7 protein-coding genes are annotated in these 12,336 nt (G+C 60.7%); 2 read left to right on the top strand and 5 right to left on the bottom strand.

Annotated elements, in window-relative coordinates:
* Positions 1-23: 23 nt before the first annotated feature.
* Both glyA and morA read right to left on the bottom strand, forming a co-directional pair.
* The gene (glyA, locus tag AC1RBR_RS23155; RefSeq protein ID WP_003228394.1) at positions 24-1,277 is read right to left on the bottom strand and encodes a serine hydroxymethyltransferase; all 1,254 of its coding nucleotides are present in this window, start codon (positions 1,275-1,277) and stop codon (positions 24-26) included.
* Between the two features lie 350 nt (positions 1,278-1,627).
* A complete protein-coding gene (morA, locus tag AC1RBR_RS23150; RefSeq protein WP_095139289.1) occupies positions 1,628-5,476 on the bottom strand; it encodes a cyclic di-GMP receptor MorA in 3,849 nt (1,282 codons plus the stop codon).
* Between the two features lie 295 nt (positions 5,477-5,771).
* Between morA and ettA the strand changes: the two genes are divergently transcribed.
* Together ettA and gdhA are read left to right on the top strand one after the other, a co-directional pair.
* The gene (gene ettA, locus AC1RBR_RS23145; protein WP_041065248.1) at positions 5,772-7,436 is read left to right on the top strand and encodes an energy-dependent translational throttle protein EttA; all 1,665 of its coding nucleotides are present in this window, start codon (positions 5,772-5,774) and stop codon (positions 7,434-7,436) included.
* 346 nt (positions 7,437-7,782) lie between these two features.
* On the top strand, positions 7,783-9,120 hold the full coding sequence (gene gdhA / locus AC1RBR_RS23140) for an NADP-specific glutamate dehydrogenase (protein WP_166497178.1): 1,338 nt from the start codon (positions 7,783-7,785) through the stop codon (positions 9,118-9,120).
* On the opposite strand, the gene AC1RBR_RS23135 is transcribed toward gdhA, so the two are convergent.
* From AC1RBR_RS23135 to AC1RBR_RS23125, 3 genes are all read right to left on the bottom strand, one after another.
* Positions 9,117-9,611, bottom strand: coding sequence for a GreA/GreB family elongation factor (locus tag AC1RBR_RS23135; protein ID WP_456017959.1), 495 nt, complete (start codon positions 9,609-9,611; stop codon positions 9,117-9,119). The genes gdhA and AC1RBR_RS23135 overlap by 4 nt on opposite strands.
* Before the next feature lie 71 nt (positions 9,612-9,682).
* A complete protein-coding gene (locus AC1RBR_RS23130; RefSeq protein WP_443535434.1) occupies positions 9,683-10,039 on the bottom strand; it encodes a hypothetical protein in 357 nt (118 codons plus the stop codon).
* A gap of 218 nt (positions 10,040-10,257) precedes the next feature.
* Positions 10,258-12,111 (bottom strand): Lnb N-terminal periplasmic domain-containing protein, encoded by a 1,854-nt coding sequence (locus tag AC1RBR_RS23125; protein ID WP_166497180.1) that lies wholly within the window; start codon positions 12,109-12,111, stop codon positions 10,258-10,260.
* Positions 12,112-12,336: the final 225 nt, after the last annotated feature.

The following is a 12,336-nucleotide window of genomic DNA, read 5'->3' as shown; positions in this document are numbered from 1 at the left end:
ATGCTGCGGATTTGACGTCGCGATTACGCGCCGTACACCGGCAGTTTCTTGCAGATGGCTTTGACTTTCTCACGAACGGCGTCGATCACCGCTTCGTTGTTCAGGTCAGCCAGGATGTCGCAGATCCAGCCGGCCAGCTCTTTGCACTCTGCTTCTTTGAAGCCGCGAGTAGTCACAGCCGGAGTACCGAAGCGCAGGCCGGAAGTGACGAACGGCGAGCGTGGATCGTTTGGCACGGAGTTCTTGTTCACGGTGATGAACGCTTTGCCCAGCGCGGCGTCGGCGTCTTTACCGGAGATGTCCTGCTTGATCAGCGACAGCAGGAACAGGTGGTTCTTGGTACCGCCGGACACCACGTCGAAACCGCGCTCGATGAACACTTCGGCCATGGCCTGGGCGTTCTTCACCACTTGTTCCTGGTAAGCCTTGAACTCAGGCTGCAGCGCTTCCTTGAAGCAGATCGCTTTAGCGGCGATCACGTGCTCCAGCGGGCCACCCTGGGCGCCCGGGAATACTGCGGAGTTCAGCTTCTTCTCGATCTCGGCGTTGGCGCGCGCCAGGATCAGACCGCCACGTGGACCGCGCAGGGTCTTGTGGGTGGTGGTGGTGACCACGTCAGCGAAAGGCACCGGGTTCGGGTAGACGCCAGCGGCGACCAGACCGGCCACGTGAGCCATGTCGACGAACAGGTAGGCACCGACTTTGTCAGCGATGGCGCGGAAGCGCGGGAAGTCGAGAATCTGCGAGTAGGCAGAGAAACCGGCCACGATCATTTTCGGCTTGTGCTCAACCGCCAGACGCTCGACTTCGTCGTAGTCGATCAGGCCGTTGGCGTCGATGCCGTACTGCACGGCGTTGTACAGCTTGCCGGAGGAGGAAACGCTGGCACCGTGAGTCAGGTGACCACCGTGGGCCAGGCTCATGCCCAGGATGGTGTCGCCACCTTGCAGCAAAGCCAGGTAAACAGCGGCGTTGGCTTGGGAGCCGGCGTGCGGCTGAACGTTGGCGTAATCGGCGCCGAACAGCTCTTTGGCGCGGTCGATGGCCAGTTGCTCAACAACGTCGACGTACTCGCAACCACCGTAGTAGCGCTTGCCCGGGTAGCCTTCGGCGTATTTGTTGGTCAGTACCGAGCCTTGAGCTTCCATCACCGCAGGGCTGGTGTAGTTTTCCGAAGCGATCAGCTCAATGTGCTCTTCCTGGCGCTGAGCTTCTTGCTCCATGGCGGCAAAGAGATCGGCGTCGTACTTGGCAATAGTCAAATCACGGCTGAACATGGCGGTCCTCAAGGATCGGGGGCAGAAAAGGGGGGCATTCTAACCCAATGGGTTTTGGATGGCATATGAAACGACATCATGTCGCAGACAAGTGGCGTTCATGCCAGATGTGCGGTGCTTTCGCTGGCCCCACAATGGCCGCGTTTCAACCGGAGAATACTGATCCACGGCAAGTCCCTGTGGCAGCCAGCCTGCTGGGGATGGCTGCACCGCAGATTTTTCCGGCGTCTGTACCGACCCTTTCGCGAGCAAGCCCGCTCCCACAATGGACCGCATTTATCCTGAAGAAACCGGGTCAAATGTGGGAGCGGGCTTGCTCGCGAAGGCGTCATTGGCGGTGCCGCAAAAAATCAGTCGAACATGAATAGCGCATCATTGCTGAACTGCGCTTCAAACCGGCTCGCCGGCATCGGCCGTCCGAACAGATAGCCCTGAACCTCATCGCAACCGTGCTCGCGCAGGAAGTCCAGTTGCTCATGGGTTTCCACGCCCTCGGCGATTACCGCCAGATTGAGGCTGTGGGCCATGGCGATGATCGCGCGGGCGATCTGCGCGTCCTGTTCGCCGGACGGCAGGCCGTCGACGAAGGTGCGGTCGATCTTCAGCACGTCGATCGGGAATTGTTTGAGGTAGTTCAGCGACGAGTAACCGGTGCCGAAATCGTCGACCGCAATGCTCAGGCCGAGGTTCTTCAGCCCGGCGAGGATCTGCATCGCCTCGCTGACTTCGCGCATCAGGATACTTTCGGTCAGTTCCAGCTCCAGGCACGCCGGTGGCAGCCCGGTTTCCCGCAGAATGGTGGCGATACGCGTACCGAGTTGGCCATCGGAGAACTGCCGCGCCGAAATGTTCACCGAGACTTTCGGCACGCGCACCCGATTCTGGTGCCAGGTCTTGAGCTGGCGGCAGGCTTCGCTGATGACCCAGTCGCCAACGTCGACCACCAGACCGAGCTCTTCCAATACCGGAATGAAATCCCCCGGCGGCACCAGCCCGCGACGCGGATGACGCCAGCGCAGCAGCGCTTCGGCGCCGGTCAGGCGTTTGCCGTCGCCGCTGAATTGCGGCTGGTAATACAGGACGAATTCGTTCTGCTCCAGCGCATGACGCAGGTCGCTTTCCAGCTCCAGACGTTCCAGCGCACTGGCGTTCATGTCGGCCTGATAGAACTGGAAGTTGTTCTTGCCGCGCTCCTTGGCGTGGTACATCGCGGTGTCGGCGTTCTTCATCAACTGGCTGAGTTCGTTGCCGTCCTGCGGACTCAGGGCGATGCCGATACTGGCGGTGACGAAGAACTCGCGGCCTTCCAGCACGAATGGGCGCACCAGACTGGCAAGAATCTGCTCGGCCACATGAATCGCCCGGTTCAGCGCCATTTCGCGGCTGGAACGATGTTGCAGCAGCAAGGTGAACTCGTCGCCGCCCATGCGTGCCACGGTATCGTCATCGTCGACGCAGGCCAGCAACCGCGTGGCCATGTCTTTCAACATGCGGTCGCCGGCAGCATGACCGAGGGAGTCATTGATCGGTTTGAAGCGGTCGAGGTCGAGGAACATCAGCACCACCCACGACTTCTGCCGTTCGGCCGATTGCAGCGCGGTGTGCAGACGATCCTGGAACAGGGTGCGGTTCGGCAGGTGGGTCAGGGCGTCGTAGTAGGCGAGGCGGTGAATCCGCTGCTCACTGGCCTTGCGCTCGCTGATGTCGCTGAAGAAGCACACGTAACTGGCCAGATCGCCTTCATCGTCGAGCACCGCCGTGATGCCGACCCACGCCGGGTAATGCTCGCCGTTACGGCGCTTGAGCCAGACTTCGCCTTCCCAGGTGCTGTGCTGGTGCAATTGCTTGAGCACGTAGCGCAGGTGCGCGTCCTGTTGCTCGTCGACGGTGAGCATGTTCGGCAACTGGTCGAGCACTTCCGACACCGCGTAACCGCTGACCCGGCTGAAGGCTTCGTTGGCCTGCACGATGTAACCGGCCGGGTCGGTGATCAGGATCGCTGAAGTCGAGTGCTCGAATACCGTGGCGGCCATGCGCAGGTCTTTCTCGGCGCGGCGCTGCTGGCTGATGTCGCGGCCGACGCCGAGCACGCCTTCGAACGCGCCGTGCTCGTCCCACACCAGCACCAGGCGCAGTTCGATCGGAATCTTGCGACCGTCGGCGCGCAGGCAGTCGAACAGGAACATCTGCGTCTGTACCTGGCTTCGCAGTTGTGCGAGTTGCTCAGGTTTGTCGAGCGCTTTGCTGACCCGATCCATCAGGGTGTAGATGCCGGACAGCTGCTGCGGGTTGGCGATGGTCGATTGCCAGCCGTTCTGGAAAATCCACTCGGCGTCGTAACCCAGTACCGCTTGCACCGACGGACTGACGTAGTTCAGCGACAGCTTGCTGTCGGTGGAGAAAATCACGTCGCTGATGCTTTCGGCGAGCATGCGGTAGCGCTGCTCGCTGTCACGCAGGGATTCACTGGCTTCGATCTGCTCGGTGATGTCCTTGGCCACGCCGATGATCCGCGTGACCTGATCATGTTTGTCACGGGCCAGGGCCTGCTCGCGAATGTCGAAGCGCCGCCACTTGCCGTCGCGATGGCGGAAGCGCAACTGGCACTGCAACAACTGGCTGTAACCGGCGTGCCGCTGCATCTGCCGCGAGCGGTGGTAATAGTCGGCGTCTTCCGGGTGCAGGAGGATTTCCCAGAAGTACTCGCCCATCTGGTGCAACTCGGAGCGGTTGTAACCAAGGGTCTGGCCGAGGTGGTGGTTGCTGAAAATCATCCGCTGGCTGATGACGTCCTGCACGTACAGATGATCCGGCACAGTGCGTACCACGTCCGACCAGAAGCCTTCGCGCTCCAGCAGCGACAGTTCGATCAGCTTGCGGCTGGTGATGTCGTTGATGCTCAGAATCACCGCTTTGTAGTCGTGCTGTTCCTGTGGCAGGCGCAGAACCATCCATAGATGCTGATCGCGGCCGTTGATGTCCGGCAGTCTGATTTCCAGTTCCAGTTGATTCTGTTGCTGCAGAACCGCGTCGAGCACCTGGTGGCCGATGGCGCACTGGTTGTGCGGCTGACCGTCGATCAGCAACTGCCAGGCGTGTTCGCAGGAATTGACGTTGAGCAGTTGCAGCGCCACCTGATTGACCTCGGTGACGCGCAGTTCCTGCAGCAATTGCTGGCGCTGGACCGGTTGGTCGAGCCAGGCCTTGAGCTGGTCGCTGGTCTGGATCTGCGCCTTGTCGAACAACTGCTTGAGGCCCGAGAGGTCGAGTACGCACAGGGCGACGCCGGTGCCTTCGAAGATGTCCTGATAACGCCGGCGGCCTTCATGTAACTGGCGCTGGCGCCGGCGCATGTTGAGCAGAGCGATCACCGGCAGCATCGAGAACGCCAGACCCAACAGGCATTTGCCGATAAACGCCGGCAGCAGTTCTTCGAGCACGCGCTGGCGGTCGAACAGCCCGCGCAATTGCCAGTCGCTGCTGCTCAACGGCACGGTCAGCACGGTGTTGGCCATGTCGTCCGGGCTCAAGACGCCAGGCCGGGCCGAAGGCCTTGCCTCGTCGCGGCTGATGATCTGATGGTTGAGACGGTTTTCCACCAGCCACAACGGACGGATGCCGGTTTCGCCCTGCTGGGTCAGCGAATCGAAAAACGTCGGGGTCAGGCGCAACGCCCAATAACCGCGCGTGCTGCCGCTGGCCTGATGCAATAACAGGTGTACCACCGAACCGTCGTCGGCGTTGCTGAAGTAATGCGCCTGAGCGCGGCTGCGGCGCACCAGTTCACCAAGGTAATCGGCGTCGTGGCTGTCGCTGGCGCTGTCGTTGAGGATTTTCCCGGACGGGCTGAGCAGGGCCAGGCTGCGCAGTTCCGGCAGCGATTGCTGGAGCTTGCGCAGCAGCGCCTGTTGTTCGTCGGACGACTGCGGCTGTTCGACGATCGGTAGCAGGTTGAGGGCGATTTGCGCATTCAGCGACATGTTCAGGCTGACCTGCGAGGCGAGGTCGGCGGTGTAGTCGATGGTGTACTGGCGCTGGTTTTTCTGGGTCTCGCGCAATTGATCGAGCAGTTGCCAGAACAGCAGGGCCAGCAGCAAAAGTACCAGCGTCGCCAATGCACCCTTCAATGTTCCGCGCAGGGGCGAGCCGGTCCCCGGATTGGACGCGCTCACAGAAGCTGGCGGGGTAACGTTGGACAAGCTGAAATCCTGCGGTTTGGCTGGACTGGCGCGACGTGCACTATAAGCCGGACGCCCGAAGGGCGGCTAGCATGCCTTGAGTTGTGGCGAAGTGCCAGCCCCTCTCGGCTGGACTGCCTTCCGTCATTCAGGTAGCTTTGCCGGTTACGCGGGAGCGTTCCAGCTCCTAGAATCAGACTTTTTTCCGCGCGCACGCATTGATGGCCATCAAGTGGTCTAGTGAACGACGCGCATCGGTCTGGCCGGGCATCGCCTGCGCTCCAATCATTCATCTGTCACTGACCCAAGGTTCTCCATGGCTCAATACGTCTTCACCATGCATCGGCTGGGCAAAGTTGTTCCGCCGAAGCGGGAAATCCTGAAAAACATTTCGCTGTCGTTCTTTCCCGGCGCCAAGATCGGCGTACTCGGCCTCAACGGTTCGGGTAAATCCACGCTGCTGAAAATCATGGCCGGCGTCGACACCGAGTTCGAGGGCGAAGCCCGTCCGATGCCGGACCTGAACATCGGTTATCTGCCGCAAGAGCCACAACTTGATCCGACCAAGACCGTGCGTGAAGTGGTCGAGGAAGCCGTCAGCGTGATCAAGGATGCGCAAGCGCGCCTGGACGAGGTCTACGCCGCTTACGCCGACCCGGATGCCGACTTCGACAAGCTGGCTGCCGAACAGGCCAAGCTCGAAGCGATCCTGCAGGCCAGCGATGGTCACAACCTTGAGCGTCAACTGGAAGTCGCTGCCGACGCCCTGCGTCTGCCGGCGTGGGACGCCAAGGTCGAACACCTGTCCGGTGGTGAAAAACGTCGTGTGGCCCTGTGCCGTCTGCTGCTGTCCGCCCCGGACATGCTGCTGCTCGATGAACCGACCAACCACTTGGACGCTGACTCCGTGGCGTGGCTGGAGCACTTCCTGCACGACTTCCCGGGCACCGTGGTCGCGATCACGCACGACCGTTACTTCCTGGATAACGTTGCTGGCTGGATTCTGGAACTCGACCGCGGCGCGGGCATTCCTTACGAGGGCAACTACTCGGGTTGGCTCGAAGCCAAGTCCGATCGTCTGGCGCAGGAATCCAAGCAGCAGTCGGCTCACGAAAAAGCCATGAAGGAAGAACTGGAGTGGGTGCGCAAAGGCGCGAAAGCCCGCCAGTCGAAATCCAAGGCACGTCTGCAACGCTTCGAAGAGATGCAGTCGCAGGAATTCCAGAAGCGTTCGGAAACCAACGAGATCTACATCCCGGCCGGTCCGCGTCTGGGTGACAAGGTCATCGAGTTCAAGAACGTCACCAAGGGCTACGGCGATCGCGTGCTGATCGACAACCTGTCGTTCTCCATGCCGAAGGGCGCCATTGTTGGCGTGATCGGTGGTAACGGTGCCGGTAAATCGACCCTGTTCCGCATGCTGATGGGCAAGGAAACTCCGGATTCGGGCAGCATCGAAATCGGCGAAACCGTGCAACTGGCCTGCGTCGACCAGAGCCGCGAAGACCTCGACGGCAGCAAAACCGTGTTCCAGCAGATCTCCGACGGTTCGGACCAGATCCGCATCGGCAACTACGAGATTCCGTCGCGCACTTACGTCGGGCGCTTCAACTTCAAGGGCGGCGACCAGCAGAAATTCGTCAAGGACCTGTCCGGTGGTGAGCGCGGTCGTCTGCACCTGGCGCTGACCCTGAAGGAGGGCGGCAACGTCTTGCTGCTCGACGAACCGTCCAACGACCTCGACGTTGAAACCCTGCGTTCCCTGGAAGAAGCCCTGCTGGACTTCCCGGGCGCCGCCATTGTGATCTCTCACGATCGCTGGTTCCTGGACCGCGTCGCGACTCACATCCTGGCGTACGAAGACGACTCGCAAGCGGTGTTCTTCGAAGGCAACTACACCGAGTACGAAGCCGACCGCAAAAAGCGTCTTGGCGAAGCGGCGGCCCAGCCACACCGGGTACGCCACAAAAAACTGGCCTGATTCGGGTTGGTGGTTTGAAAAAGCGGAGCCTTCGGGCTCCGTTTTTTTTGAGTTTTTTTCAGTGATACCGAGTCGTGGCCATCGCGAGCAGGCTCACTCCTACAATTGGAATGCGGTCTCCTGTAGGAGTGAGCCTGCTCGCGATATCGGTGTAACTGTTGGTGCATCACTTCAATTTGTTCTCCCCATTCAGGTGCAAAACCCGCTCAAAAAACCGCCTGATTTATATCCTGTGCACCATTTAATTTCATAACTGCGACATTTTGCGCTGTTCCTGTGCGCAATTCGTTTGCTACAGTCCGGCTCAATCGCTTCCAACGACAATAAATTTGCCGAGACTTTTCCCATGATCGAATCCGTCGAATCCTTCCTCGCCCGCCTGAAAAAACGCGACCCGGATCAACCCGAGTTCCACCAGGCCGTTGAAGAAGTCCTGCGCAGTCTGTGGCCGTTTCTTGAAGCCAATCCGCGTTACCTGACCTCGGGCATTCTGGAGCGCATCTGCGAGCCGGAGCGGGCGGTGGTATTCCGCGTGTCGTGGGTCGACGATCAGGGCAAGGTTCAGGTCAATCGCGGTTTCCGCATCCAGATGAACAGCGCGATCGGCCCGTACAAGGGCGGCTTGCGCTTCCATCCTTCGGTGAACCTGGGCGTGCTGAAGTTTCTCGCCTTCGAGCAGACCTTCAAGAACTCCCTGACTTCGTTGCCCATGGGCGGCGGCAAGGGCGGTTCGGACTTCGATCCGAAGGGCAAGAGCGACGCCGAAGTCATGCGTTTCTGCCAAGCGTTCATGAGCGAGCTGTACCGCCACATCGGCGCCGACGTTGACGTGCCGGCCGGTGACATCGGTGTCGGGGCACGGGAGATCGGCTTCCTGTTCGGTCAGTACAAACGCCTGAGCAACCAGTTCACTAGCGTGTTGACCGGCAAAGGCATGACCTACGGCGGCAGCCTGATTCGTCCGGAAGCCACCGGTTTCGGTTGCGTGTACTTCGCTGAGGAGATGCTCAAGCGCCGCGGGCAGACCGTCGAAGGCAAACGTGTGGCGATTTCCGGTTCTGGCAACGTCGCGCAGTACGCGGCGCGCAAGGTCATGGACCTGGGCGGCAAGGTGATTTCGCTGTCCGACTCCGAAGGCACGTTGTACTGCGAATCGGGCCTGAGCGAAGAACAGTGGCAGGCACTGCTGGAACTGAAAAACGTCAAACGCGGACGCATCAGCGAACTGGCCACCGCGTTCGGTCTGGAGTTCCGCGCCGGTCAGTTGCCGTGGTCGCTGCCGTGCGACATCGCGCTGCCCTGCGCCACGCAGAACGAACTCGACGCCGACGCGGCGCGTACGCTGCTGCGCAATGGCTGCGTGTGCGTGGCCGAAGGCGCGAACATGCCGACCACGCTGGCGGCTGTGGATATCTTCATCGAGGCCGGCATTCTGTTCGCCCCGGGCAAGGCGTCGAACGCCGGCGGGGTCGCGGTCAGTGGGCTGGAGATGTCGCAGAACGCCATGCGCCTGCTGTGGACGGCGGGTGAGGTGGACAGCAAGCTGCACGCGATCATGCAGTCGATCCACCACGCCTGCGTGCATTACGGCGAAGAGAACGGGCGGATCAATTACGTCAAAGGCGCGAACATCGCCGGCTTCGTCAAAGTCGCCGATGCGATGCTCGCGCAGGGCGTGGTTTAAGCCGGTTCGATGCGAATCACTTCAATCATCTGATCGCCGGCGGGGCGTTGCCACAGGACTTCGTCATTGAGCCGGGCGCCGAGCAATGCCCGGCCCAGCGGCGAAGCCCAGTTGATCAGGCCCTGACTGGCGTCGGCCTGATCTTCGCCGACCAGTTGCACCCGACTCTCGGTGTCGTGTTCGTCGGCAAACGTCACCCAGCTGCCAATCTGCACCTTGTCGGTAGAAGTCGCGGGGGCCGCGACCTGCGCGCTGGCGAGGCGTTGGTTGAAGTAACGCAGATCCCGTTGCAGATCGGCCAGACGTTGCTTGTCGGCCTGTTCGCCCTTGGCCGATTGCTCGGCGTGCAGGGCTTGCAGTTCGGCGACTTTGGCCTGTAACTGCGCCAATCCCTGCGGTGTGACGTAATTGGGCTGCGCGCTGACCTGTCGTTCGACGGGCTGATCGGCTTGCGCGGCGGCGTTGTCCTCGTTGACGAAAGCGCGGCTCATGCTGTCCTCCTGTGCATAGAGTTTGGGCCATGGTCGCCGGCATTTGGTTTCACTGGATGTCTGGAAGCGACCTATTGCGCGCGATAAGCTCGCCCGGCGTCCTGATCTTTTTGCTGCTGCCAGGCGCGCTCGCGTTCGTCCCAGTGCTCGTTGCGATACTCCTCGCGATCCTTGTTTTCCAGCATCGCCTGGCACTGGCGGAAGCCGTCGATCCAGCCTTCGGCGTATTGCTTGTCTTTGAGATAGCGCGGCACGTTCTTGCGAAACTCGCCGCTGATCGAACCGGCGGCTTGCCGGCCACTGACGCAACCATCGTCAAAGCCGTCGGCGAAGGCTGGCGGATAACCTTTGGCGATCAAGTCTTCATGGGTGGTCTGGCAACCCCCGAGCAACAGCAAAACACCCAGCAATCCCGCACACCGCCACATCGCACTCTCCCGCGCCGATTCTCGGCTTATGGGGAAAGTCTAGAAGCGGATTCGTCGGGCGTTGGTGAAAGACATGTAAGTAATTCGTTGAATACCGGAGAACCCTGTGGGAGCGGGCTTGCTCGCGAAAGCGGTGGATCAGCCGAGATTTGAATCGCCTGACACGACGCTTTCGCGAGCAAGCTCGCTCCCACAGGGGTTATTGATTGGGCTTCAGGTCAGTAGTGATACCACTTCACTTCAAGCATGACCTCGGTTTCCGGGGTGGCGAGGTGGCTGAACTCACGCTGTGCCGTCAGGCGCAAACCGAGGTTGCGCGACAGCTCCCATTGCTGATTCAGGCTCAAGCTACGGCGCACTTCACCATTGAAGAAGTAATCGCCCTTGGCTTCCAGGCTGAGATTGCCCAACGGGTTTTTCCACAACACACCGGTATTGAAACCGCCGGCCGGGGAGACGAATTCGGCGAAGTCATTGTTGTGTTCAACGCGCACGGTGCCGAGAGCAAAACCCAATACGTCATCACCTAGCGCCCATGTGCCGCCGCCGCCACCGTTGACGTGGCTGACCAGCGTCTCGTCATCATGCTTGCCCGGCACCCGCTCGAGGCCGCCGGTGACTTGCCACGACAGTGGCTGCAGCAGCTCATTGCGCGGGGTCAGCGAGCGGATGGTCGCCAGGTCCAGTTGCTGGAATTGCCACTGGTTGCCTTCGTACTGACGCAACTTCATCTGCAGGATTTCGATCTGCGCACCGAGCGGGAAGCTTTCGGCGTTGTCGTTGAGATCGTGATAGGCCATGCGCAAACCGTACTCACCGAACGCACGATCACCGCGGGTGCCGACGCCGGCCTGCCAGGTGCGTGATTCGTGGCCGTCTTCGGGCAGGCCCGGTTGCGGGATCTGCAGCTCCGGTGCCGGATTCTTGTTGATCGCCCGCAGCAGTTCAAAGCTGCGCTGCGCTCGTTGCGCATCACGTTCCTGACCGTTGGCGCGGTAGCGTTCCAGACGATACGCCGCATCGATGATCAGCGCCTGTCGATCCCGGGGCAGGGCCTTGAAGGTCGGCTCCTGCAACACCTGTTGATCGGCGCTGACCTTCAGCACCCATTGCTGTTCATCGCTGTTCAACGGTTCGGCGCGGCTGAGCAATTCACGCTCGCGGGACGGACGATATTCGATGCTTTCCACCAGCCCGGCCTCTTTCACCGCTTTGACTGTGTCGGTAGGGATAGCGGTCAGCGGGAATTGCTCGGTCAGGCGCAGGCTCGGACGCGCCACTTGCAGCAGTTCGAGCAGGCGATAGGAGCAGTTTTCGTCGAAGAAGAAATAGTCGAACTGGATCTGCTTCAGCTCCCACACATGCTCGACCATGCGCGCGGTTTCTGCTTGCGTCAGGTTCAACCGGTACTCCCACAGGTCGCGGTTTTCCAGGCTGCGGTACTCGGAAAGTTTTTCCTGATACGGCACCAGCGCAAAAAGCCCCGGGTAGCCGCCCATCAAGCCTTTCCAGGCGTAGAGGATGCTGTTGTCGGAGCCTTCGATGTAGGCGCCGAAGTTGATTGCGTAGCTGAGCAGCGAGGTCTTGTCGGCCTGCACGTCAGCCTGGTCGATACGCAGCAGGGTGTGGCCGAACATCGACGACGGGCTGTTGAGGTAGGCCGCCGGGAAGATCATCACTGCGCTGTGCGGCGAGACGTCCTTGAACCACTTCTTGTACTCGGCGCATGCAGGTGTCGGCAGATCGCTGAGATTGAGCTGTGCTTTCAGCCAACGGGTGCGGGCCGGATAAACACATTGCGCATGTTGCTCGCCGAGACTGGCCGGGGCGTACAGCGCCTGTACCGTAGCGGCCAGTTCATTGTCGGGGTGTTCGTTGCCATCGGGCGCAAGAAAGAATTTCTTGTCGCTGACATAACTGCGCCAGCCGCCGAGCTTGGCGGTTTCGTAGTGACCAAGGGAAATCCAGAAGCGGTCGTTGGCCAGTTGCTGCAAACGTTGAGGGTCGATGTGAGGCGCGGCGGACAGCGGGGCGCAGACACACAGCGCCAGCCAGGCAAGGCGTTTGAGCATAAATGGCAACTTAAGTCGAAAGAAAAACAAAGACCCCGGGCGTTAATACAGACAAGTCAAACAGCACCGAACCTGTGGCGAGGGAGCTTGCTCCCGCTGGGGCGCGCAGCGGCCCCGTTTAAAAGAACCGGGAGCGCTGCGCACTCCAGCGGGAGCAAGCTCCCTCGCCACAGGGTTCAGCGCATGTCAGAACTGACCTGCATCGCTCAAAAAGGGCGGGCCATA

It is taken from the genome of Pseudomonas sp. GW823-FHT01D03 (assembly GCF_058798255.1).
This window is presented reverse-complemented; position numbering and strand designations above follow the sequence as displayed.

Coding starts and splice junctions, on each gene's coding strand:
- AC1RBR_RS23135 (WP_456017959.1), bottom strand. CDS start 9,611: ATGAGCCGCGCTTTCGTCAACGAGGACAACGCCGCCGCGCAAGCCGAT.
- ettA (WP_041065248.1), top strand. CDS start 5,772: ATGGCTCAATACGTCTTCACCATGCATCGGCTGGGCAAAGTTGTTCCG.
- AC1RBR_RS23130 (WP_443535434.1), bottom strand. CDS start 10,039: ATGTGGCGGTGTGCGGGATTGCTGGGTGTTTTGCTGTTGCTCGGGGGT.
- gdhA (WP_166497178.1), top strand. CDS start 7,783: ATGATCGAATCCGTCGAATCCTTCCTCGCCCGCCTGAAAAAACGCGAC.
- glyA (WP_003228394.1), bottom strand. CDS start 1,277: ATGTTCAGCCGTGATTTGACTATTGCCAAGTACGACGCCGATCTCTTT.
- AC1RBR_RS23125 (WP_166497180.1), bottom strand. CDS start 12,111: ATGCTCAAACGCCTTGCCTGGCTGGCGCTGTGTGTCTGCGCCCCGCTG.